A 22138-nucleotide genomic window follows, 5' to 3' on the forward strand; every position below is an offset into this window, starting at 1 on the left:
GGATTGCTGAAAAAGCCCGTTGCATCAGGGCTGACAAAAATAGGCTGTCAGCGCCCGCCACCTGATGCAACAAGCAGGTGCGTTACATCAGGAGCGTGTTGCGGATCAGACCCACGGCCAAACCTTCGATGTCAAAAGGTTCTTCGGGGTTGACCACAATGGTTTGGTAATCGGGGTTTTCGGGCAGCAGTTCAATGCCGCTGGCGGTCTTGCGCAGGCGCTTGACCGTGACTTCATCACCCAATCGGGCGACCACGATCTGGCCGTTGCGGACTTCTTTGGTGGATTTGACGGCCAGCAAGTCGCCGTCCATGATGCCCGCGTCGCGCATGGACATGCCACGCACCCGCAGCAAATAGTCGGGTTGCTCGCTGAACAGGGTGCTTTCAATTTGGTAGGTCCGATCCACATGCTCTTGCGCGAGAATGGGCGACCCGGCGGCCACGCGGCCCACCAGTGGCAAACTCAGCTGGCCCAGACCGGGCAGGGTGAGGCTGAACAAATCGGACGGTGCGCGCAGGCTGCTGCGGTTGCTGCCTTTGAGGCGAATGCCGCGCGAGGTGCCGCTGACCAATTCGATGGCCCCTTTGCGGGCCAGGGCCTTGAGGTGTTCTTCGGCGGCGTTGGCCGACTTGAAGCCCAACACGCTGGCGATTTCTGCACGCGTGGGAGGCGCACCGGTGTTGGCAATGGTGTTCTGGATGAGTTCCAGAATTTCTTGCTGCCGGGCGGTGAGTTTGGGGCTGTCGGTCATGGCGGTTTCCTTGTGAGGACTGGATGAACTGTTTTTTCATCCAGTGACTGTATTTTTAACCAGTTTTTGAGGCTGTGCAAGTGGTGGATGCAAAAAAAATTCAAAAAATAGTGGTTTTGGGCACAGGCGGCACCATCGCGGGCACGGCCGCCAGCGCCAGTGACCACACGGGCTACACCGCGGGGCAGCTGGGCGTTCAGCATTTGTTACACGCTGTGCCCGGCCTGAGCGATGCCCTGCAAGGCGATGCCCTGGTGTGTGAGCAGCTCGCCCAGCTGGACAGCAAAGACATGGACCATGCCACCTGGCAGGCGCTGGCGCAGCGCTGCACCCACTGGCTGGCTCAGAGCGATGTGGGCGGCATCGTCATCACCCACGGCACCGACACGCTGGAAGAAACCGCCTGGTTTTTGCAACAAGTGCTGGACAGCCCCAAACCGGTGGTGTTGACCTGTGCCATGCGCCCCGCCTCGGCCCTCACGCCCGACGGCCCGCAAAACCTGCTGGACGCGATGGCGGTGGTGCGCGACCCGATGGCCCACGGTGTGTTGGCCGTCTGCGCTGGCCGCATCCACAGCGCCCGTGATGTGCAAAAAGTTCATCCTTACCGGCTGGATGCCTTCAGCTCGGGCGATGCTGGCCCGCTGGGCTGGGTCGAACAAGGGCAGGTGCGCTGGGCATACCCATGCCAGTCTGCTGAGCAGCACCCCCATGCCCAACGGGCGCTGAACCAATCCGCCGCCGGCTGGCCCTGGGTGGCGGTGTTGCTCAGCCACGCGGGGGCCGATGCGCGTCAGGTCAGCGCACTGGTGGCAGCGGGGGTGAAAGGCCTGGTGGTGGCGGGCACTGGCAACGGCACGGTGCACCACCACCTGCTGAACGCGTTGGCCCAGGCGCAGACCCAGGGCATGGCCGTGCGCCTGACGACCCGCTGCGCTGAAGGCCAGCTGGTGGGGCAACCGGCAGCGTTACAGACGGCTCCTGGGGGGCTGAACGCCTGCAAGGCCCGCGTGAGCCTGATGCTTGATTTGATGGGCTAAGGCCTCAGGAAGCCCCCAAGAGAAAACATTTCAGCAGTCCCTGAACAACAAAGCCCCGCATTGCGGGGCTTTGTTTTGAGCGAAACCGCTGAAAAAGATCAGTCAACCAAAGCTGCAAAGGCGCGGGTGGTGATGTCTTCCACGCTGCCGGTGCCGCTGATGGCGCGGTACCTGGGGGCGGCTGCCGCGTCGGCCTGAGCCCAACTGGAGTAATAGTCCACCAGGGGGCGTGTCTGGGCGCTGTAGACGTCCAGGCGTTTTTTGACGGTTTCTTCCTGGTCGTCGGCACGCTGCACCAGCGGTTCGCCGGTCACGTCGTCCACACCGTCCACTTTGGGTGGGTTGAACTTGACATGGTAGGTGCGGCCCGACGCGGGGTGCGAGCGGCGGCCACTCATGCGTTCGATGATGGCGTCAAAAGGCACATCGATTTCGAGCACATAGTCGAGCTTCACGCCAGCGGCCTTCATGGCGTCGGCCTGGGGGATGGTGCGGGGGAAACCGTCAAACAGGAAGCCGTTGGCGCAGTCGGCCTGGGCGATGCGCTCTTTGACCAGGTTGATGATCAGGTCATCGCTGACCAGACCGCCCGAATCCATGACGGCTTTGGCCTGCAGGCCCAGCTCGGTGCCGGCTTTGACGGCGGCACGCAGCATGTCGCCGGTCGAGATTTGGGGGATGTTGTATTTCTGGCAGATGAAGGTGGCTTGTGTGCCTTTGCCGGCGCCGGGTGCGCCCAACAGAATCAGTCTCATGGGAAAAGTCCTCTTATCGTTTGGAATCTGGGGTCAGGCAAGCCTGACACATATCTTTTTAAGAATATCACGCCTGCCTCTAAGCAGGCTTACGGTGGATTTGGAAAAAAATGGTGTCGGCTTAGCCCAGCAGCGCCCGCACCCGGGCCAGATCTTCAGGGGTGTCCACGCCGGGGCCGGGGGCCTGATCGGTCACATGCACCGCAATCCGGTGACCGTGCCACAGGGCGCGCAGTTGTTCCAGCGATTCCATGGTTTCAATCGGCGCGGGGGGCAGGGTCGGGAACAAGGCCAGAAAACCGGCGCGGTAGCCATAAATGCCAATGTGGCGCAGCGGTGCCGGGCTGGGCAGGGCCTTGAAGCCACCTGCGGCCTGGCCATCGCGCCACCAGGGAATCGGCGCGCGGCTGAAATACAGCGCCATCTGGCGCGCGTCCATGACCACTTTGACCACGTTGGGGTTGGTGAATTCTTCGAGCGTGCCAATGGCGTGTGCTGCGGTGCTCATGCTGGCTTCGGGGCGCTCGGTCAGCACGCGGGCCACATCGTTGATCAGGGCGGGCGGGATCAGGGGTTCGTCGCCCTGCACATTGACCACCACCGCATCGGCGGCCAGGCCCAGCAGTTGGCAGGCCTCGGCCAGGCGGTCGCTGCCGCTGACATGGTCTTGGCGGGTCAACAGTGCGCGCACGCCGTGGGCAGCACAGGCGGCCACGATGCTTTCGTCGTCAGCGGCCACCACCACTTGTGTGGCCTGCGACTGCAGGGCACGTTGCGCCACGCGCACGACCATGGGCAAACCGGCGATGTCGGCCAGCGGTTTGTTGGGCAAACGGCTGGACGCCAGACGCGCCGGAATGACCACGGTGAAGCCTTGCGGCTTGGCTGAATCGCTCATGGTGGGGCCTCAGAGCGGCGGGCGCAGGGCCGCGAGCTTGTCGATTTCTTCGTCGCTCAGGGTGCGGGCTTCGTTTTCCAGCAGGATCGGGATGCCATTGCGCACCGGATAGGCCAAGCGGGCGCTGCGCGAGAGCAGTTCTTGCCGCTCACGGTCGAAGTCGAGGGGGCCTTTGGTGACGGGGCAGACCAGCAATTCAAGCAATTTGGTGTCCATGTGGCCAATGATACCGGTCCCAATGCCTGTGGGGCGGCTGCAGGGGAGAACCCAAACATGTCAGCGCGGCAGAAGTTGCGCGATGCGGGCGTCCAGCGAAGACCAGAAAGCCGCTTCGGGCGTGATCACCAAGGGCACGGCCAAGGCAGCGGGCTCGTGCGGCCACAGTTTGGCCGCGTCTTTTTCGGTGCACAGCAAAGTGCGGCCGGTATTCGCCGTTGTCCAGTCCTGGAAATCATGGTGGTCGGGCAGGGCGATGGTGTGTGCCAAAGTCAGGCCTGCTTGGCGCAGCATCCCGAAAAAAGCTTCAGGCCGGGCCAGTCCGGCCACGGCATCGACCGCTTGGCCTTTCAGCGTGCTCAGCGCCACGCGTCGGCCATCTGCGCCCACAGCATGGTCAGCCAACTGACGCTGGGCCCGGTACCCGCCCATCCCTGCGTTGTCCGAAAGCTGAGGGCCCGTGTGCAACACCCAGTCCACCGGGCGCGGCCAGGTTTCGCGCAAAGGCCCTGCGGGCAACAGCCAACCGTTGCCCACGCCGCGTTCGTCCATCACGCAAATTTCGAGGTCGCGGGCCAAAGCCCAATGTTGCAAACCGTCGTCACAGATCAGGATTTGCACATCCGGATGCGCCTGCAACAAGCCCTGCGCCGCATCGGCCCTGGCGTGAGCCACCCAAACGGGCACGCCTGTGGCTTGGTGAATCAACAAGGGCTCATCCCCTACATCCAGCGGGCGGCTGTCGTGTGCCACGGCGCGCACATGCTGGGTATGCCGTCCGTGGCCTCGCGAAATCACGCCCACCCGCCAGCCTTGGGCCAGCAAGTGCTTGGCCAAGGCGATGGTGACGGGTGTTTTGCCTGCGCCACCTGCGACCACGTTGCCCACCACGATCACCAAAGCCGGCACACGCCGGGTTTTGAAGACGCCTGCGGCGTAGCCCCATCGCCGCAGCGCCATCAGCATGCCGTAAACAGCGGCGATCGGACGCAAGGCCCAAGCCACGGGGCCGCGTTGGGCCCATTCACGCGGCAAGCGCTGATGCAAAAAGGTGGACAAGCCCATGCCGATCAAGAGCCCGGTGTTTCGGCCGATTGGGCCGCAAAAGTGATTTTGGACAAACCGCTGCGGCGTGCCGCTTCCATCGCGTTGATGACGTTCTGGTGCGTGGCCGATGCGTCGGCGCTGATGACCAGCATCGCGTCCTTGTCGGCCAGTGGCGTCAAAACCGACACCAAGGCCCCCACCGAACTGCCCCCAACGGGCGATTTGTTGACCGCATATTGGCCTTGTGAGGTGATCGTCAGCACGATCTGGCGTGGCCGCTGGCTGGGTGGGTTGGCATCGGCCACGGGCAGGTTCAGCTGGATCTCGGTCAGGCGTGACCAGGTGGTGGTCAACATCAAAAAGATCAGCACGACCAGCAGCACGTCAATGAACGGGATCAGGTTGATCTCCGGCTCCGGCGAGGTAGATCTGGGTTTGAAGTTCACAAGCAGCCTTTAAGCGCGCAAACGGGCCAGATGCCGGGCGAAGGTCTCGGTGGCCACTTCCATGGCCAGCACATGGCGGTCCACCAAGGCCCGGAAGTAACGCCAGAACATCAGGGAGGGGATGGCCACGATCAAGCCAAAGGCCGTGTTGTAAAGCGCCACCGATATGCCGTGCGCCAGCAAGGCGGGCTGGTTGCTCGACGCTGTGTGGGCCCCAAAAATGTCGATCATGCCGACCACCGTGCCCAGCAAACCCAGCAGGGGGGCGGCTGAGGCGATGGTGGCCAAAGCGGGCAGGTAGCGCTCCAGTTGCTGAGCCGCCAAGCGCCCGGCCATCTGCATGCTCGACTGCAAGTCTGCGTCAGAGGCCTTGGGGTTTTCTTGCAAGCAACGCAGCCCGCTGGCCAAGACCGGCCCCATGACACCCGCTTGGTCCAGCTTTTGGATCATCTCTTGGGCCGGAACACCGCGTTGCGTGGCCTCAATGGTCTGCGCGAGGATGTTGGCGGGCACGACTTTGTCGTCTTGCAGTTGAACCCAGCGCTCCAGAACCAAAGCGAGGGCCAGAACGGAGCAAAGGATCAGCGGCCAAATGGGCCAACCTGCGGCTTGTATGATGGACAACAAAAAAATACCTTCCAGTTTTTCGGCCTCGAAAGAGGCTGATTATCGGCGAATGCCCTGGCTTTGTGAGAGATGGGCCCCGGTGCTGGCAAGAGACCGCTGTTTCTGTGGATAACTTTGTGAAGAACTTGGCTTTTCGCTTTGTTCAGCATACTCAGGTATATATAAATTATTTGAAATTTGACCGGTTATTTTAAAAAAGTTAAATGAAATCAATGACTTGCGAATGCTTTTTTCTGTCGCTTGTTTCGCCTTTGCGCCATCCCGCGTTGGGCTTGGCTTGTGGAGTACTTCTGCCCACCCGGTGTGGGTTTGACGCCTGAAAGTCCCTTCAAACGCTGATGAAACCTCAATGCCATGCCCCCCATTGACGATTTGAAGCCCCGTGCGTGGACAGTTTCCGCGCTGTGCCACGCTGTGGCTGACAGCTTGGATGCCCAGTTCAATCCTGTCGCGGTGCGCGGCGAAATTTCGGGCTTCTCGCGCGCGGCCAGTGGGCATTGCTATTTTTCGATCAAGGACGACACGGGGCAAATCCGCTGCGCCATGTTCCGCCGGGCCGCCAGTTTGGTGGATTTTTCGCCTCGCGATGGCGAGCTGGTCGAGGTGCGGGGCCGCTTGGGGGTGTATGAGGCCCGGGGCGATTTGCAATTGATTGTTGAGTCGATGAGCCGGGCGGGGCAGGGGGCGCTGTTCGAGCAATTTTTGCGGCTCAAGGCCAAATTGGAGGCCGAAGGCCTGTTCGATCCAGCGCTCAAGCGCGAATTGCCAGCGCAGCCCCGTGCCATTGGCGTGGTGACCTCGCTGGGCGCAGCCGCCTGGCACGATGTGGTCACCGCCTTGCAACGGCGCGTGCCGCACATTCCGGTGTTGATGGCGCCAGCCTTGGTGCAAGGGGCAGGCGCAGCAGCCACCTTGGCGCAAGCCCTGCAAAGCCTGTATGCCTTCACGGCCGAAGACAACCCGCTGAGCCCGCCTGTGGATGTGATTCTGTTGGTGCGTGGCGGCGGTTCGATGGAAGACCTGTGGTCTTTCAATGACGAAAATCTGGCGCGGGTGATCGCCCAAAGCCCGGTGCCGCTCATTTGTGGCGTGGGCCACGAGACCGATTTCACCATCGCCGACTTTGTGGCCGATGTGCGCGCCCCCACGCCCACGGCCGCTGCCGAGATGGCCGCGACAGACCGGGGTGTGGGCCTGGAGGCTTTGAGCGTGCTGGAGCACCGATTGACCCGGGGCCTGCTGCGCCAGCAAGACCGGCAGGCCCAGCGTCTGGACAGTGTGGCTGCCCGTCTGGGCGTGGGGCTGGCGCGCCAGCAAGATCGCCAAGCCCAGCGCCTGAGCGCCATCGCCGCCCGTTTGAGCCGCCCGCAAGCCTTGCTCGGCCAGCACCGGCAGTGGCTGGACCAATTGGCGCACCGTTTGCAAGCGGGTGTGCAAAGCGAGTTGACCGACAGTGGCCACCAGTTGGAACGCCTGAATGACCGTTTGGGCTTCAACCAGGGCCAGCAGGTGCAGCAACGCGCCCAACGCCTGGAGCGTGCCGCTTTGCGTTTGACGTCGGTGGACCCGCGTCAGGTGCTCGAGCGGGGTTACGCCTGGCTGAGCGATGCGCATGGTCAGGCCCTGACACACGCCGCCCAGTTTCAGCCAGGCCAGGCGGTTCGGGCGACGCTGGCTGACGGCGAAGTGCCCTTGAAAGTACAGGGCTGATCGCGTCAATGAGAGATGCCTTGTCTTTGTGGGAGGCTGCCCCTGCAGCCGAATGCCTGCATGGGCTGAGGCCGATTTTGGGGATGTGGGTAAGCCATCATGGGTCGGGGCCTAGGCACCTCATGAGGGAGTACCCAAAATCGGTGCCCAGGCCCCGGCCCATGACGGCGATGGACAGCGTGAGCTCTTCAAAATCGGTTTCTGGGCATTAGCCCACGACGGCGATAGCCGGGTTGACGGCGTTTTCAGTGACCTGCTGCGCCAAAGGGCGATCGCTCAGCCCCTAAAATGCACGGGTCTACCCTCAACCCGCAACAACAAAAGGACACCCTCATGGAACACACCTTGCCCGCACTGCCTTATGCGATCGATGCTTTGGCCCCCCATTACAGCCAAGAAACTCTGGAGTTTCACCACGGCAAGCACCACAACGCTTATGTGGTGAACCTGAACAACCTGCAAAAAGGCACTGAATTCGAGAGCATGTCCCTCGAAGAGATCATCAAGAAGTCCAGCGGCGGCATTTACAACAACTCTGCCCAAATCTGGAACCACACCTTCTTCTGGAACTGCATGAAGCCCCAAGGCGGCGGTGAGCCCACAGGCGCTTTGGCCACAGCCATCAACGCCAAGTTCGGCAGCTACGCCGCTTTCAAAGAAGCCTTCGTCAAGAGCGCCGTGGGCAACTTCGGCTCCGGCTGGACATGGCTGGTCAAGAAAGCCGACGGCTCGGTGGACATCGTCAACATGGGCGCTGCCGGCACACCACTGACCACTGGCGACACCGCTTTGTTGACTGTGGACGTGTGGGAACACGCCTACTACATCGACTACCGCAACATGCGCCCCAAGTTTGTTGAGACTTTCCTCGACAAGTTGGTGAACTGGTCGTTTGCTGAGAAGAACTTCGCCTGATCGACGGTTTCTTCAAGTCAAAAAGCCCGCTGATGCGGGCTTTTTGCTGGGTGCAGACCTTGTGAGCGGCTGGATTCAGAACTTGTAGTTGATCCGCAGCTTCAGGCTGCGTCCTGCGTAGTCGGCATACCTTGTGTCCACGCCATTGGGTCCGTTGCTGCTGATTAGTGCGAGACGAACGGGTGGCTGTTTGTCCAGCGCATTGCTCAAGAGTGCTTGCCACGTCCAATGTGGGCCCCGTCGCCATTGGACGCCCAGCCCCAGAGTCCAAAATCCAGGCACCTTCCGGTTCAGGGTTTGGTAGCTGTCGGTACTGAAATCATAGGCATCGAAGGTTTCCAGATTTCCGGACAGATGGTCTACAAAGCCACTCAGGGACAGGCCGTTGGCCATGTCGTAGCCCAGCATGACGCGGGTTTTGAAACGTGGCACAGCCTGCCCCGTTTTGGTATTGAGTTCGCCCAACTCATTGTTCCAGGGGCCCGTGGGGCTGTCCTGGTGTCGTGCTTTCAAATACTGGGTGACCTGAATTTGGCTCCTCAGGATGGCCTGGTCCAGTGGGTGACGAGACGTCCAGTGCCAATCGATGCCTTGCAGCTGTTTACGGCCCAAATTGAGGTTTTCTTGCGTGATCCGTTGGCTGCCGTCTTCTTGCGTTCGGATGTAGCGGGCACGCCATTCGGGATTTTCTTGGATGCTTTGCGTTGAAAGGATGCCAAAACTGTTGTTGACATCGAGTCGCCACCAGTCTGCACCCAAAATCCACTGGGCCGAGGGCTGCCACTGCACACCCAATTGATGTAATCGTGACTTTTCGGGCTGAAGCTGCGGATTGCCCCGCGCAAAGGCCTGAATGGCGTTCCCACCGGTGATGTCTGGTGCATAGCCTATAAACCCTTCCGAGTCATTGACTTGGGCTAGTGATGGGGCCCTGAATCCGTTGCCTGTGGATGCCCGTAAAAACCATGCTGGCGTGAGCTGCCATTTCGCCCCCAGTTTGCCGGTGTTGGCTTTGCCGAAATCGGAATAGTGGTCTTGGCGAAGGGATGCCGTGGCCTCTATGGTCTCAGCCAAAGGAACCTGCAGCTCAAAATGGGCCGCCAGGACTTGGCGGTTGCCTGACATGTCGGGTGACCTGCTGGTGTTCCAAAAACGCTGCGCAAACGATTCCCGCCGCCAGTTGAGCCCGGTGCCGAGCATCCAGGGGCCGTGTGCCCCTTCAAAAATTTCTTTAGACGCCAGCCATTCCAGACTTTGTTGGCGTGTCCAGCCAGACTCTACCCACCTTGAGGAGCCATCCCACAAGGAGTTCAGCCGGGCTCGGGTGGCAGGACTGTATTGGTTCGGATCGGTCAGCAGTTCTTCTTTGCTTAGTCCTAAGCTTGCGAAATCATTGTCGGTCAGCCAGCCGTTGCCAGACATGCGGCGGTCGACCCTGTGCTGGCCGGTAAATGCCGATAGCACGTAATCCCAATCTTGCCACTGACCTTTGAGTCCCAAGGAAAGCCGGTGGCTTTGGTTCAGATCTTGCGAAGTGATGGGACCTAAAGTGTCTGCACTGAACAATGCGCCTTCGTCGTTGGGCAATGCAATGTCGGCCAAAGCCGGTGGCCTATAGCCGTAATTCAAGGTTTGTCTGGTCAGCTGGATCTCGCCCCAAATCGCGTGCTGCGCGTTCATGGACCACTGCGCCTGTGCCAGCAGCTGGTGACGATCGGTCTGCGGATAAAGGCTCAACCAGCGCTGCCGATTGCTCCAGCATTCAGCTCCACTGGACCAAGGCAGGTTGTAAAAATGGGGGGCACAAGTGCCGGGGCCTTGTCCGGGGTGGGGTTGAATTTGGCCATGGGCATCGACGATGTTGGCCGGAGCCCCGTAGGGACTTGCATATTCAGCGCCCACCCATAATTCTCGCCCACCGACCAGAATGCTGCGGGCTGCTTGTGCGCTGGCGGGCCTGGCACCTGCGCTAACGGCGTCTTGCTTGGCGCTTTGCCAGTTGAGCTGAAAGCTGTAGCCGTCGCGGTCAAACTGGCCATGGCCCCAAGCCAAGTCAAACTGCCTGGATTGGCCGCCCGGATGCTGCGGTTTACCTTCTTCCACACTCAGGTGGCTTTGCGGGCGTTCTGATCTGGTCACCACATTGATGACGCCCGCCAAGGCATCTGAACCATAGCGGCTGGATGCGCCAGAGGCCATCACTTCGATCCGCTCCACGGCACTGAGCGGAACAAAGCCCAAATCAACCGCAGCGCGTTCGCCCCAAAGCGTTTGCAAGCCGTAACTGGGCAGTCTGCGGCCATTGAGCAAGACCAGGGTGCCGTGGGGCAGACCATGTAAAGCAGCTGTATTGGGTCCGCCAAGGATCGTGCTGGCCAGTTGGCCATGGTTCTGGAAGTTGAGCTGGTCGGCCATGCTCTGGATGGCTTCGTCTAGGCTGCTCAGTCCACGACGGTGGATGTCCTGGCGGGTCAGGATGCGCAGCGGCATGCTGGCCTTGGACTCCCGTTGCAAGATGGCAGAACCGATGATCTCCACCTTCTCAAACTGACGGTACTCCTTAGGCGGGGCACTGGGCTCCTGCTCTGTCTGTGCCAGCGCGCTCACCGACGAAGTGAGCATTGTGCAGGCCATGCCCAAGGCACAGACACCTTGGGCTCCCATGTTTGCAGGTTGTTGCACGGCTCAAGACTTAGCGATGTCTGTTCCGCTTATTTGCAATTTTTATCGTTAGGGAACTTGCAGGGCACCAACTTGAGAGATGCAGCAGGTGCAGGCGCAGCTGCTGCCACAGGTTCAGCTGCAGCGGTCGCTTCCGTGGTGACTTTCTGGGCGTCTTTGGCTTGCGTTTCGGTTGTTTTGCTGGGGACATCGCAAGCGGACAAAACGAACAAACTGACCAAGCCAGCGAGGTAAATTGAAAGTGCTTTCATGCGGATCTCCTGTTGTGGAGATCCAATGTTATTACTTAAATACACATAAATCAATAAATTTATGTGTAAGAGATAAATTCATCGAATCATCATCCCGCCATCGGCCACGATGGTCTGGCCCGTCACATATTGCCCGGCCGGGCTGGCGAGGAACACCGCCACCCCGCCAATGTCATCCGGCTCGCCCATGCGACGCAGGGGCGTCTCGCCGTTGTACTTGGCGCTCAGCACCGGGTCCTCGTGCAGCGCCTTGGCAAAGTCGGTCTTGATCAGGCCCGGGGCGATGCAGTTCACCCGGATGTTGTCCGGACCCCATTCCACCGCCAAGTTGCGCGCCAGCTGCATGTCGGCCGCCTTGGAGATGTTGTAGGCCCCGATGATGGCCGAGCCGTGCAGGCCGCCGATCGAGGACACGATCACGATGGCCCCGTCCTTCTTGGCTTTCATGTCGGGGTAGACCATGGTGCACAGCCAGGTGTTGGACAGCACGTTGTTGCGCATGACTTTGTCAAACACCTCGTCGCTCATGCCTGTGGTGGGGCCGTAATAGGGGTTGGTGGCCGCGTTGCACACCAAAATGTCGATAGGCCCCCACGCTTGGCGGGTCTGGTCGATCAGGTTTTGCAGCTGTTCCTTGCTGGAGATGCTGGCGGCAATCGCCATCGCCTCGCCGCCTGCAGCCTGGATCTCTTTGACGACCACTTCGCAGGCGTCTTGCTTGCGGCTGGACACGACGACTTTGGCGCCTTGCTTGGCCAGCTGGTGCGCGATGGATCGGCCAATGCCCCTGCTGGAGCCGGTGACGATGGCGACTTTGCCTTTGAGATTGAACAGCGACATGAAACGGTCTCCTTGTTGAATGCTGGGCAGTCTGCCTGCGCACGGTGCCCGTGTCTGTCTTGCGGGTGTCACTACTGCAGGACCAAGCCTGCGCCACAATGCTGCCCATGGAACAAGTTGAAGCTGTTGTGATCGGGGCCGGTGTGGTCGGTCTGGCTGTGGGGCGCGCGCTCGCGCTCTCGGGTCGCGAGGTGATAGTGCTCGAATCGGAAAACGCCATCGGCACGGGCACCAGCTCGCGCAACAGCGAGGTCATCCATGCGGGCATTTATTACCCGGCTGGCTCGCTCAAGGCGGGCCTGTGTGTGCAGGGCAAGCAAATGCTCTACGCCTATTGCGCCGATCGCGGCGTGGCGCACCAGCGGTTGGGTAAGCTGATCGTGGCCACAACTCCTGAGCAAGTGCTGGCGCTGGACGGCATCATGGCCAAGGCCGCCTCCAACGGCGTGCACGATTTGCAAAAACTCACGGCTGCGCAGGCCCAAGCTCTGGAGCCTGCGCTGTTTTGCGAAGCGGCGCTGCTCTCGCCCAGCACTGGGGTGATAGACAGTCACGGCTACATGCTCGCCTTGCAAGGCGATATGGAAAACGCAGGCGGTCTGCTGGCACTGGTCTCGCCCGTGCAGCACATCGGCGTGAAGCACGGCACCGCCACCCACCCGATCCGCGTGACCACGCAAGACGGCACCGAGCTGGCGTGCCAAGTGCTGGTCAACGCCGCTGGGCTGAGCGCCATGGCATTGGCCGAGCGCATGGACGGCCTGGACATAAGCCTCTTGCCCCAAGCCCATTACGCCAAGGGCAACTACTTCACGTTGGCGGGCAAGGCGCCGTTTTCTCGCCTGATTTACCCCGTGCCCGAAAAAGCTGGTTTGGGCGTTCACCTCACGCTCGATCTGGGCGGTCAGGCCAAGTTCGGCCCGGATGTGCAGTGGGTCGACGACCCCGCTGACTTGCAGGTCGACCCGCGCCGAGGTGACGCCTTTTATGCCGAGGTGCGCAAGTACTGGCCTGACATGGCTGACGGTGCCCTGCAGCCCGGTTACGCAGGCATGCGGCCCAAGATCAATGCGCCGCACGAAGCGGCGGCGGACTTCATGATCCAAGGCCCCGCCGATCATGGCGTGCCGGGCTTGGTGAACCTGCTGGGCATCGAATCGCCGGGCCTCACGAGTTCGCTGGCGATTGCGCAAGAGGTCTGCGCCCGGCTGGGCTGATCGCTTGTGAGACAGCGCAGGCTCCGGCGTGCACCTATGCTGCACTGGATCGCCGCGAGAGCGCGGCTCCCACTAAGACAAGGCCATTGTCCAACGTGTGGGAGCGACGCCCTCGTCGCGAAGACACCATGATCCACCAGCCCCATTTTTCGCATGCACCCTCTGGACGAAGCCATTGACCTGAAAGCCTCAGAGCGTCAGGACTTGCCCCACGAATTCACGGGCGCGACCCACTCAGCCTACGCCAACATGATTGGGCCCTTTGGCGGCACCACTTCAGCGCAGTTGCTGCAGTCGGCCATGCTGCACCCCGAGCGCCTGGGCGAACCCGTGGCCCTGACGGTCAACTTTGCGGCTCCGGTGGCCGATGGCGAGATCCGTTTTGTGGCGCGGCCCGTGCGCACCAACCGCTCTACCCAGCACTGGATCATTGAAGCCCACCAGACGGAAGGCGTGGTGGCCACGGCCACAGCCGTGTTTGCCGTGAGGCGCGAAACCTGGTCTGACGTGGAGGCCGTGATGCCCGTCAACGTGCCCGAGCCCGATGCCGTGCCCCGCATGCCCGTCAAAGGCATGCCCGCCTGGCCGCAGCGCTACGACATGCGCTTTGTCGAAGGCGCGTTCCCCGCTGCCTTTGACGAGCTGGAGCAAGCCCATTCGCGCTCTACCTTGTGGGTGCGCGACGAGCCCGAGCGGGCGATGGACTTTGCCTCATTGGTCGCCATCAGCGACAGCTTCTTCCCGCGCATCTACATCCGCCGCCGTCGCCGCGCCTTGATTGGCACGGTGTCCCTCACCACCTATTTCCACGCCGACAGCGCCTTGCTGGCGCAGGTTGGCACGCGCCATGTGCTGGGTGTGGCCAAGGCACTCAACTACCGCCACGGCTACTTTGACCAGACCGGCGAGTTGTGGAGCCCCGAAGGTCAGCTGCTGGCGAGCACGCACCAGCTGGTGTACTTCAAGGATTAAGCGCTCAGCGCTTCATCTGCTGTAAAGCACTCGCCACCTCGGTCACCAGTGCCGGGCCTTTGTAGATGAGACCTGTGTAAATCTGAACCACGTCAGCCCCGGCTTCGATTTTCGAGATCGCGTCATGCCCGCTCAGGATGCCGCCTACGCCGATGATGGGGAAATCTTTGCCCAGGGCAACGCGCAGGCCGCGGATCACGCGGTTGCTGCCTTCGAGCACGGGCGAACCGGACAGGCCACCCATTTCTTCGGCATGCGGCAGGCCGCTCACGGCTTCGCGGGCGAGGGTGGTGTTGGTGGCGATGACGCCGTCCATGCCGTGTTTTTGCAAGGTGGCAGCGATCACGCCCACTTGCGTTTCGTCCAGATCGGGCGCGATTTTCAGGAACATGGGCACGCGGCGGCCGTGTTCGGCGGCCAGTTCTTCGCGCCGCGCCACCAGTGCGCCCAGCAGGCCGTCGAGCGCTTCGTCGCTTTGCAGGGCGCGCAGGTTTTTGGTGTTGGGACTGGAGATGTTCACCGTCACATAGTCGGCATGGGGGTACACGCCTGCCAGTGCGATCAAATAATCGTCGGTGGCGTTTTCAATGGGTGTGGCGGCGTTTTTGCCGATGTTCAGGCCCAGCAGGCGGCCCTGTTGGCGGAACTTGGAGCGCTTGACGTTGGCGATGAAGGCGTCCAGCCCGTCGTTGTTGAAGCCCAGGCGGTTGATCAGGGCTTGCGCTTCGGGCAGGCGGAACATGCGCGGCTTGGGGTTGCCCGGCTGCGCCTTGGGCGTCACGGTGCCCACTTCGACAAAGCCAAAACCCATGGCGCCCAGGCCGTCGATGCAGCGGGCGTTTTTGTCCAGACCCGCAGCCAGACCCACCCGGTTAGGAAAGTGCAAACCCGCCAAAGTGACGGGTTGCGCCACAAAGGGCTGGCGGTAGACGCGGTCGAGCGGGGTGTTTTGGGTGCGGGCCAGGCCCTCGATGGTCAGTTCATGGGCCTCTTCGGGGTCCATCTTGAACAAAAAGGAGCGGGCGAGGGCATAAGGGATCAGGGACATTGGATAATTCCGGCCAGCAAAGGCTTTGAAGACATTGGCTCCGATTGTCTCAAACCCCGGCGTACTTTTATTTTTTACCCAGACCCGACCCCATGACACAAGACGAACTCAAAGCCCTGGTGGGCCAAGCCGCCCTGAAATACGTTGTTCCCGGCGAGATCGTCGGCGTGGGCACCGGCTCCACGGTCAACAAATTCATCGATGCGCTGGCCACGATGAAAGACCAGATCAAGGGCGCGGTGTCCAGCTCCGAAGCCTCTACTGTGCGCCTCAAGGCCTTGGGCATTCCGGTGTTCGACAGCAACGAGGTCGAGAGCCTGTCGGTCTACATCGACGGCGCGGACGAGATCGACCACCAAGGCCACATGGTCAAGGGCGGCGGCGCGGCGTTGACCCGCGAAAAAATCGTGGCGGCTCAGAGCAAGCAGTTTGTTTGCATCGCCGACGAGAGCAAGTTGGTCGATGCCCTGGGCGCTTTCCCGCTGCCGGTCGAAGTCATCCCCATGGCCACGGCCCGCGTGATGCGCCAGTTTGCGGCCATGGGTGGCACAGCAGTAGTCCGCCAGAAAGACGGCCAGCCGCTGGTGACCGACAACGGCCAGCACATCGTGGACGTGAAGGGCCTGAAGATCACAGACCCGGTGGCCTTTGAGACCCAAGTCAGCCAGTGGCCCGGTGTGGTCACGGTGGGGGTGTTTGCGCTGCAAAAAGCGCAGGTGTGCCTTCTGGGCACATCGGATGGTGTGAAGACACTGAATTTTTAAATCACCCGATCCCTTGTGGGAGGCCGGGGGCAGGTCTTTCGTGGGAGGCCGCCCCTGCGGCCGAAGGGTGGTTCAGGTGCTTGGCTTGAACAGAGCACGCTCGGCACAACCATTCGCGAGCAGGGGCTCGCTCCCACATCCGTGCGGTTGGTTGCGCCAACTGTCGGCGGCTTCAGCCCCGACATGGGTGTTCAATCAGACCAGCCGCTGCCGCAGTTCGGTTTTCAGCACCTTGCCGTAATTGTTTTTCGGCAGGCTGCTCACCACTTCGTAGCGCTTGGGCCGCTTGAAGCGGGCTATTTCTTGCAGGCACAGCGCATCGAGCGCCGCCGTGTCGAGCGTGTGCCCGGCTTGGGGCACCACAAAGGCCACGACCACCTCGCCCCATTCGGCATCGGGTGCGCCCACCACGGCCACTTCGGCCACGCCTGGTGCGTGCAGCAGCACTTCTTCGATTTCGCGGGGGTAGATGTTGGAGCCGCCACTGATGATCAGGTCTTTGCTGCGGTCTTTCAGGGTCAAAAAGCCGTCGGCGTCCAGGCAGCCCATGTCGCCCGTGAACAGCCAGCCGTTTTGAATGGCGCTGGCCGTAGCTTCGGGGTTGCGCCAATAACCGGCCATGACACTGTCGCCTTGAATCAGCACTTCGCCCACGTCGCCCAGTGGCAGGTCTTGCCCTTGCGCATCGGTCACGCGGATGCGCACCGGCGTTTGCGCCACGCCCACCGTGGCCAGGCGTGCCAGATGGCGTGGGTGTGCCGTGTCTTGCAGGTGCTGGCGCGAGAGGGCGGTGCCTACCATGGGGCTTTCGCCTTGGCCGTAAATCTGTACAAAACGCGGCCCCATGACACGCAGCGCCCGCTGGATGTCGGCCGCGTACATGGGCGCACCGCCATAGACCACGGTTTTGAATGACCGGCCGCAGGCTTGCACGGACAATCCGTCCGCCTCGGCATGGTCCACCAGGCGCTTGACGATGGTGGGCGCGGCAAACAGCGACAGCGGCCCGAGCTGCTGGCCCAGCGCAAACAGCTCGGCCGGTTCGAACCCGCCCGAAGGCGGCACCATGTGCCGGGCCCCCGCCATCAGGTGGGGAATGGCGTAGATGCCCGCGCCGTGCGACATGGGCGCGGCATACGCGATGCAGTCTAGCGGGGCCACCGCATCGACATCGGTGAAATACGCCAGCCCCATGGTCATGAGGTTGCGGTGGGTGATCATCACGCCCTTGGGCCTGCCGGTGGTGCCGCTGGTGTAGAACAGCCAAGCCAGGTCGTCGGCGCGGCGCTCGGTGATGGGCGTAGCAAGAGGTGATGCTGGCAACTGCCACAGCGCATCGGCTTCGGCGCTGTCCACGTCGATGACGCGCTCCACCCCGGTGAGGTTTTCACCGGTGTCGCTGGTGATGTCACTCGTCACAAAGGCCCAGCGCGCCTGGGCGTTGTCGATGATCCATTGCGCCTCGCGCACATGCAGTTTGGCGTTGATGGGCACCACCGCCAGCCCGGCCCACCAGGCTCCGAACAACACCTCCAGATAGCGCACATGGTTGCGCATGAACAGCGCCACCCGGTCGCCCGGCTGCAACCCTGCCACCTGAAACTTTGCCGCCAAATGCTGGCAGCGCTGCGCCCACTGGCCATGCGTGGCCACGACTTGGGTGCCGTTCAGGATGGCGGGGTTGTGCGCGGCCATGCGGGCCTGGCGTTGCAGCAAATGGGCGAGGTTCAATTCAATGTCTCCAGCAAAAGGGCCGCTATTTTGACCCTGACAGTTGCGTGCAGTTGTAGGTCGGTGGCTTCAGGCCTGACATTGCGGGCTTTTGCGCAGCAGCAAGCGCAAATCCGGCCCCACGCGATCCACCGCATGAAAGGCCAGCTGCACCGCACCACTCAGCTCGGTGAGGGCTGGCAAATTGGCCAGACCTTGCCCCGGGCCGAGCAGTTGCGGGGCCAGATAGACCAAAAACTCGTCCACCAGCCCTTCGCGAATGAACGAGCCGTTGAGCTTGTGCCCGGCTTCGACATGCAGTTCGTTGATCTCGCGCCGGGCCAGGTCGCGCAGCATGGCCGCCAGATCGACCTTGCCACCGGGGCCGGGGCAGTCGATCACGGTCACGCCGCGTGCGGTCAGCGCGGCACGTTTGTCCAGGTTTTCGGATGTGGCGGCGGTGTAGATCCAGATCTGCCGGGCCTGGTCGCCCGTGCCTTGCGTGTCCAGCAGCTTGGCGCTCAGGGGCATGTCCAGGCGGCTGTCCACCACCACCAGGTGCGGCTGGCGCGGGGAGTCCACACCGCGCACATTGAGCAGCGGATCGTCTTCGAGCACGGTACCGATGCCGGTCAGGATGGCACAGGCCCTGGCGCGCCAGGCGTGGCCGTCGGTGCGGGCGGGGGCGCTGGTGATCCACTGGCTCTGGCCGTTTTGCAAGGCGGTTTGCCCGTCGAGCGAGGCGGCCATCTTCATGCGCACCCAGGGCAGGCCGCGCTCCATGCGGCTGAAAAAGCCGATGTTCAGCTCACGCGCCTGCACGGCGATGTCGCTTTGCGGGGGCAGGGTTTCGGTCTGCACGCCGGCTGCCGCCAGCCTGGCCATGCCCTGGCCTGCCACTTTGGGGTTGGTGTCGGTCATGGCCGACACCACGCGTCCAATGCCGGCAGCGGCCAACGCATCGCAGCAAGGCCCGGTGCGGCCCTGGTGGGCGCAGGGCTCCAGTGTGACCCAAGCGGTGGCCCCTTGAACGCTGTGCCCGCGTGCGGCGGCATCGCGCAGCGCCATGATTTCGGCGTGCGGGCCGCCTGCGCGCTGGGTGTGACCTTCGCCCAGCACGGTGCCATCGGCGGCGGTGATCACGCAGCCCACACGGGGGTTGGGCGAGGTCAGCCACAGGCCTTGGGCGGCCAGTTCGAGGGCGCGGTGCAGGGGGGATGGGCCCGTAGGGTGTGCAGCAGCAGGCAAGGATGAAGTCACAGTGAAAATCAGAAATATCGGATCAAGGCAAGGATACGCCAACCCAGGCGGGCACCTGGTCGCGGCTGCTGTGCAAAACCAGTTGGCCGGTGCCCTGCGCTGAGGTCCCGTTGGGTCCGGATGCCTGGGCCCGCCCCACTGCAGGCCATTGCACACGGACTTCGATGTCAAGCAGCGCCAACTCAGCGCGTGGGTGCAATTGGCTTTGCAGTGTGTAGCGGGTGCCCTGAACTGTCACCACCTGGTTCATTTCGCACAGCGCCCGACCGGATTGGAGACATTCCATCGCATCCGACCCCAAGGCTTGGGCCACCGTGTGTTGCCTGGTGTCGCTGGCCGTTTGCAGCGCATGCAGCGTCAAACGGGTGGCACCCGCCAAGCCAATGCCCAGCACGGCCGAGGCCACCAAGGCTTCGATCAGGGCCATGCCTCGGGTGTGCCGATAGGCTTGCAGGTGCGCGAAAACCCGGCTTCGACGTCCTGCTCGCGGGTGGGTTTTGGGGTGGTTCACCGCACGCCCTCCCGCCAACTACCGGCCACCCGCTGGACCTGGCTGGCGTCCATGCCCACGGGCCAGGCCAACTGATAAGCGGCAGGCGAATAGGTGCGGGCCTGAATGTGGCTGCCGCTTTGCAAGTCGGGCAGGCCGGATTCGACCACCAACTGGCCTTCGATGTTGCCCGCCCGCCAGGCCCGTGCTTTGTCGTCTTGGCATTGCGTTTGCAGCACCACCGTGCCCAGAATGCGCACCCCGCTGGCGATGCTGGGGCAGCGCAGGCCACATGCGGTGGCCGAAAACACCAGCAGCACAGGCGCTTCAGCTTGGCCCAGGTTTTGAGTCCAGCTTGCCGGGCTGTCGACCCAGTAGACGCTTCGGGGTGGCTGGCTTTGGGCGTGCAGACCATTGCGCTCTTGCGCGTCCGACCACGCCTTGACCTGTGCCGGCGTGATGTCGCCCAGCACATTGCTCCAGGCGCTGGAAGTGCAAGGCGCGCGGGGCAAGGCGGCGGCGGGCCCGGTCAAGCTGCCGCCACCCGGCCGGTGTTCGGGCAACAAGGCCAGGCAGTTCAGGCGCTCGGCAGCCGAAATCACGCCATTGCCGTTTTTGTCGGGCAGCCAGAAACTGTGCACGGCATCGCCTGCAGGCGTGCCGCTGCAGGCCGAGCCTTTTTTGCTCAAAGGGCAGACCGTGACCGCCGCATCTGCGGCGGGCGATACGCAACCATTGACCACCAAAGCGGCTGTGCTGGCACCTTTGGGGGCGGGTGCCACCGTGGGCAAAAAGACGCTGCCTTTCACCTGCGCTTGGGCTTGTTGGCCTGTGATCTCGGCCGAGGCGTGCAGCTCGGTCACATGGGGCGATGCCAACAGATCACGCACCGCCAGCACATGCAGCGCCGCATGGCCCATGCCCGGATGTGCCGGTGGCGACATGGGGCTGCATTGCCAGCGCGGCCCCGGGTAGCCTGCAGGGCAGGGCGCGCTGCGGGCGGTTTGCCAAAAAGTGGCGGCTTGCGGTGGGTTGGCGTTGTATGACCTGGCCAACTCGGCCCGGCCCCATGCCAGTGCTGCTTCGGCCGCCAAGTGTGCCTGCGTGGCGTGGCTTTGGTTGTTGCTGGCCAAGCGGTCGACCCATACGCTGCGTGAGCTGTAAAAACTGGCCAGACTGGCCAGCATGACCAGGGTGATGGCCACCAGCAAGGTGATGGCCCCGCTTTGCACCTGGGCTTGCATTTTGGCTTGTGGCTCGCGGCACAACAGAAGGCGACTCATGGGCGCGTGCCACAAACAGCAGGCCAGGGTGTCGCCGGCACATCGTTGCGCAGCGAGATGGTCTGCGACAGGCTCAGGTGGCGTGTGGCATCTCGTGGCCATTGCGCGCTGGCTTGCACCGTGACCGAGCGAGCCACCCAAGGCCCTCGCCTTTCGCACAGCACTTGCCACTGCAGATCCAGCATTTTCAGGCTGCCGGCATCGGTCATGTCGGTCCACACCTCGGGTGTGCAGGCGGTGCGCACTTGCAGTTTGTTGTCTTTCAGGCGAAAACCCACGCAGTCGTTGTTGTCCACTTGGCCGTTCTGGTTGCGGTCTCGACTGAAGTCGATGCGGTCGCCTTGAATTCGGAGGTCTTGGGCATCACCGCAAAACGCATCCTGGCATTGCGCCGGGGATCGGTTTGACCACGCTTGCCCCAAAGATTGGGCCTGCCTGAGTTCCCGCCCCAGGACATCGAGGGCTGAGCGCAGGTCGTGGTGCAGATGGCTGTCTTGCAAGGCCCAGCGGTGCGCTTGCAGGTGCTGCGCCAGCATGTGGCTGCCGCCAGCCAGCACCACCAAGCCGACGCCCATGCCCACCATCAGCCCGACCAGGGTTTCGCCTTTTTGAGGCTTTTGTAGCTCTCTCGGCGGGTGCCGCAAACGGGTGTGACTCATGTGCGGCTCATGTATGGTTCACTGGCGCCAGCAACGGCTGGGGTCGGCGTTCAAATCAGCACCGCTGCTGAGCACCACGCTGCCCGTGGCCAGCACTTGCAGGCGCATCGGGCGGCAAGCGGTGTCGCTGGCTTGCCCACCCGTGGGGGTGGCGGTCAGTGTGTAGCCATCGGCCGATGTGTCTTCGATGGCGATCAGGTAATGCCCTGAAGGCGAGCGGTCAGAGGCCCAGCCCAAACTGGCCAGGTCTGCGGCGTGGCTGTCGTGGGTGCCGCGCCATCGGGCTTGGTCCAGTTGCAATTGCTGCAAGGCGCTTTGCGCATCGGCGCGCCGCGTCTGGCGTTGTTGTGCGGTGTAGGTGGGCAAGGCCACCGCAGCCAGCACGCCCATCAGTGCCAGGCTGATGAGCAACTCGCTCAAAGTCCAGCCTTGAGCGTATTGAGCGTGGCCTTTGCCTGCGCTCTGTCGTCTTCGGGTGTCGATGCACATGCCCAGCTCCCGTGCTGATGATGAGACATTTGATTGTGAATACTTAATAATGACTTGTACAGGCC

Annotated in this window: 23 protein-coding genes; 6 read left to right on the plus strand and 17 right to left on the minus strand. The window is 62.4% G+C overall.

Features of this window, described 5'->3' with window-relative positions; all coding sequences use genetic code 11:
* Positions 1–82: 82 nt before the first annotated feature.
* Positions 83–754, minus strand: a complete 672-nt coding sequence (lexA, locus tag B9Z33_RS09170) for a transcriptional repressor LexA (protein ID WP_108286693.1) — start codon at positions 752–754, stop codon at positions 83–85.
* Between the two features lie 83 nt (positions 755–837).
* Here lexA and B9Z33_RS09175 point away from each other — a divergent pair, with 83 nt between their 5' ends.
* A complete protein-coding gene (locus tag B9Z33_RS09175) occupies positions 838–1794 on the plus strand; it encodes an asparaginase (RefSeq protein WP_369916700.1) in 957 nt (318 codons plus the stop codon).
* Between the two features lie 98 nt (positions 1795–1892).
* Here B9Z33_RS09175 and adk read toward each other — a convergent pair whose 3' ends face one another.
* From adk to B9Z33_RS09205, 6 genes are all read right to left on the minus strand, one after another.
* Complete coding sequence (adk, locus tag B9Z33_RS09180; RefSeq protein WP_108286695.1) at positions 1893–2549, minus strand: adenylate kinase; 657 nt, start codon at positions 2547–2549, stop codon at positions 1893–1895.
* A 121-nt stretch (positions 2550–2670) separates the two neighbouring features.
* Positions 2671–3447 (minus strand): 3-deoxy-manno-octulosonate cytidylyltransferase, encoded by a 777-nt coding sequence (gene kdsB / locus B9Z33_RS09185; RefSeq protein ID WP_108286696.1) that lies wholly within the window; start codon positions 3445–3447, stop codon positions 2671–2673.
* 9 nt (positions 3448–3456) lie between these two features.
* A complete protein-coding gene (locus tag B9Z33_RS09190) occupies positions 3457–3663 on the minus strand; it encodes a Trm112 family protein (protein ID WP_108286697.1) in 207 nt (68 codons plus the stop codon).
* Between the two features lie 60 nt (positions 3664–3723).
* Positions 3724–4728: a tetraacyldisaccharide 4'-kinase gene (gene lpxK, locus B9Z33_RS09195; protein WP_108287077.1), complete on the minus strand. Its 1005-nt coding sequence runs from the start codon at positions 4726–4728 to the stop codon at positions 3724–3726.
* Between the two features lie 5 nt (positions 4729–4733).
* Positions 4734–5156 carry a biopolymer transporter ExbD gene (locus B9Z33_RS09200; protein WP_108286698.1) on the minus strand — a complete coding sequence of 141 codons (423 nt, stop codon included), beginning with the start codon at positions 5154–5156 and terminating at the stop codon, positions 4734–4736.
* Between the two features lie 9 nt (positions 5157–5165).
* Complete coding sequence (locus B9Z33_RS09205) at positions 5166–5783, minus strand: MotA/TolQ/ExbB proton channel family protein (RefSeq protein ID WP_108286699.1); 618 nt, start codon at positions 5781–5783, stop codon at positions 5166–5168.
* Between the two features lie 354 nt (positions 5784–6137).
* Here B9Z33_RS09205 and xseA point away from each other — a divergent pair, with 354 nt between their 5' ends.
* Both xseA and B9Z33_RS09215 read left to right on the plus strand, forming a co-directional pair.
* Positions 6138–7493: an exodeoxyribonuclease VII large subunit gene (gene xseA, locus B9Z33_RS09210; protein ID WP_108286700.1), complete on the plus strand. Its 1356-nt coding sequence runs from the start codon at positions 6138–6140 to the stop codon at positions 7491–7493.
* 333 nt (positions 7494–7826) lie between these two features.
* A complete protein-coding gene (locus B9Z33_RS09215; RefSeq protein ID WP_108286701.1) occupies positions 7827–8408 on the plus strand; it encodes a superoxide dismutase in 582 nt (193 codons plus the stop codon).
* 75 nt (positions 8409–8483) lie between these two features.
* On the opposite strand, the gene B9Z33_RS09220 is transcribed toward B9Z33_RS09215, so the two are convergent.
* The 3 genes from B9Z33_RS09220 to B9Z33_RS09230 form a co-directional block, all read right to left on the minus strand.
* A complete protein-coding gene (locus B9Z33_RS09220) occupies positions 8484–11090 on the minus strand; it encodes a TonB-dependent siderophore receptor (RefSeq protein WP_158270200.1) in 2607 nt (868 codons plus the stop codon).
* Between the two features lie 29 nt (positions 11091–11119).
* Positions 11120–11341 carry a hypothetical protein gene (locus B9Z33_RS09225; RefSeq protein WP_108286703.1) on the minus strand — a complete coding sequence of 74 codons (222 nt, stop codon included), beginning with the start codon at positions 11339–11341 and terminating at the stop codon, positions 11120–11122.
* 78 nt (positions 11342–11419) lie between these two features.
* Positions 11420–12181 (minus strand): SDR family NAD(P)-dependent oxidoreductase, encoded by a 762-nt coding sequence (locus B9Z33_RS09230; RefSeq protein WP_108286704.1) that lies wholly within the window; start codon positions 12179–12181, stop codon positions 11420–11422.
* Positions 12182–12288: 107 nt separating this feature from the next.
* On the opposite strand from B9Z33_RS09230, the gene B9Z33_RS09235 reads away from it, so the two are divergent.
* A complete protein-coding gene (locus B9Z33_RS09235) occupies positions 12289–13398 on the plus strand; it encodes an NAD(P)/FAD-dependent oxidoreductase (RefSeq protein WP_108287078.1) in 1110 nt (369 codons plus the stop codon).
* A 153-nt stretch (positions 13399–13551) separates the two neighbouring features.
* Positions 13552–14370 (plus strand): acyl-CoA thioesterase II, encoded by an 819-nt coding sequence (locus B9Z33_RS09240; protein ID WP_108286705.1) that lies wholly within the window; start codon positions 13552–13554, stop codon positions 14368–14370.
* A 4-nt stretch (positions 14371–14374) separates the two neighbouring features.
* On the opposite strand, the gene B9Z33_RS09245 is transcribed toward B9Z33_RS09240, so the two are convergent.
* A complete protein-coding gene (locus B9Z33_RS09245) occupies positions 14375–15418 on the minus strand; it encodes a quinone-dependent dihydroorotate dehydrogenase (RefSeq protein ID WP_108286706.1) in 1044 nt (347 codons plus the stop codon).
* 92 nt (positions 15419–15510) lie between these two features.
* Between B9Z33_RS09245 and rpiA the strand changes: the two genes are divergently transcribed.
* Positions 15511–16182, plus strand: coding sequence for a ribose-5-phosphate isomerase RpiA (gene rpiA, locus B9Z33_RS09250; RefSeq protein WP_108286707.1), 672 nt, complete (start codon positions 15511–15513; stop codon positions 16180–16182).
* A 195-nt stretch (positions 16183–16377) separates the two neighbouring features.
* On the opposite strand, the gene B9Z33_RS09255 is transcribed toward rpiA, so the two are convergent.
* The 6 genes from B9Z33_RS09255 to B9Z33_RS09280 all read right to left on the minus strand — a co-directional run bounded on the left by B9Z33_RS09255 (position 16378) and on the right by B9Z33_RS09280 (position 22073).
* On the minus strand, positions 16378–17913 hold the full coding sequence (locus B9Z33_RS09255) for an AMP-binding protein (protein WP_108286708.1): 1536 nt from the start codon (positions 17911–17913) through the stop codon (positions 16378–16380).
* 69 nt (positions 17914–17982) lie between these two features.
* Positions 17983–19152: a bifunctional diaminohydroxyphosphoribosylaminopyrimidine deaminase/5-amino-6-(5-phosphoribosylamino)uracil reductase RibD gene (gene ribD / locus B9Z33_RS09260; protein ID WP_233252779.1), complete on the minus strand. Its 1170-nt coding sequence runs from the start codon at positions 19150–19152 to the stop codon at positions 17983–17985.
* Between the two features lie 22 nt (positions 19153–19174).
* Positions 19175–19663, minus strand: coding sequence for a prepilin-type N-terminal cleavage/methylation domain-containing protein (locus B9Z33_RS09265; protein ID WP_146183848.1), 489 nt, complete (start codon positions 19661–19663; stop codon positions 19175–19177).
* The gene (locus B9Z33_RS09270) at positions 19660–20925 is read right to left on the minus strand and encodes a hypothetical protein (protein ID WP_233252780.1); all 1266 of its coding nucleotides are present in this window, start codon (positions 20923–20925) and stop codon (positions 19660–19662) included. Before B9Z33_RS09270 ends, B9Z33_RS09265 begins: the two co-directional genes overlap by 4 nt.
* Positions 20922–21584: a PilW family protein gene (locus B9Z33_RS09275; protein ID WP_108286711.1), complete on the minus strand. Its 663-nt coding sequence runs from the start codon at positions 21582–21584 to the stop codon at positions 20922–20924. Before B9Z33_RS09275 ends, B9Z33_RS09270 begins: the two co-directional genes overlap by 4 nt.
* Before the next feature lie 18 nt (positions 21585–21602).
* Positions 21603–22073, minus strand: a complete 471-nt coding sequence (locus tag B9Z33_RS09280; protein WP_158270201.1) for a type IV pilin protein — start codon at positions 22071–22073, stop codon at positions 21603–21605.
* Positions 22074–22138: the final 65 nt, after the last annotated feature.

Source organism: Limnohabitans sp. T6-20, from assembly GCF_003063505.1.
In the GTDB taxonomy this organism is placed as follows: Bacteria; Pseudomonadota; Gammaproteobacteria; order Burkholderiales; family Burkholderiaceae_C; genus Limnohabitans_A.

Coding starts and splice junctions, on each gene's coding strand:
- lexA (WP_108286693.1), bottom strand. CDS start 754: ATGACCGACAGCCCCAAACTCACCGCCCGGCAGCAAGAAATTCTGGAA.
- adk (WP_108286695.1), bottom strand. CDS start 2,549: ATGAGACTGATTCTGTTGGGCGCACCCGGCGCCGGCAAAGGCACACAA.
- kdsB (WP_108286696.1), bottom strand. CDS start 3,447: ATGAGCGATTCAGCCAAGCCGCAAGGCTTCACCGTGGTCATTCCGGCG.
- B9Z33_RS09190 (WP_108286697.1), bottom strand. CDS start 3,663: ATGGACACCAAATTGCTTGAATTGCTGGTCTGCCCCGTCACCAAAGGC.
- lpxK (WP_108287077.1), bottom strand. CDS start 4,728: ATGGGCTTGTCCACCTTTTTGCATCAGCGCTTGCCGCGTGAATGGGCC.
- xseA (WP_108286700.1), top strand. CDS start 6,138: ATGCCCCCCATTGACGATTTGAAGCCCCGTGCGTGGACAGTTTCCGCG.
- B9Z33_RS09215 (WP_108286701.1), top strand. CDS start 7,827: ATGGAACACACCTTGCCCGCACTGCCTTATGCGATCGATGCTTTGGCC.
- B9Z33_RS09225 (WP_108286703.1), bottom strand. CDS start 11,341: ATGAAAGCACTTTCAATTTACCTCGCTGGCTTGGTCAGTTTGTTCGTT.
- B9Z33_RS09230 (WP_108286704.1), bottom strand. CDS start 12,181: ATGTCGCTGTTCAATCTCAAAGGCAAAGTCGCCATCGTCACCGGCTCC.
- B9Z33_RS09235 (WP_108287078.1), top strand. CDS start 12,289: ATGGAACAAGTTGAAGCTGTTGTGATCGGGGCCGGTGTGGTCGGTCTG.
- B9Z33_RS09240 (WP_108286705.1), top strand. CDS start 13,552: ATGCACCCTCTGGACGAAGCCATTGACCTGAAAGCCTCAGAGCGTCAG.
- B9Z33_RS09245 (WP_108286706.1), bottom strand. CDS start 15,418: ATGTCCCTGATCCCTTATGCCCTCGCCCGCTCCTTTTTGTTCAAGATG.
- rpiA (WP_108286707.1), top strand. CDS start 15,511: ATGACACAAGACGAACTCAAAGCCCTGGTGGGCCAAGCCGCCCTGAAA.
- B9Z33_RS09270 (WP_233252780.1), bottom strand. CDS start 20,925: ATGAGTCGCCTTCTGTTGTGCCGCGAGCCACAAGCCAAAATGCAAGCC.
- B9Z33_RS09275 (WP_108286711.1), bottom strand. CDS start 21,584: ATGAGTCACACCCGTTTGCGGCACCCGCCGAGAGAGCTACAAAAGCCT.
- B9Z33_RS09280 (WP_158270201.1), bottom strand. CDS start 22,073: ATGTGCATCGACACCCGAAGACGACAGAGCGCAGGCAAAGGCCACGCT.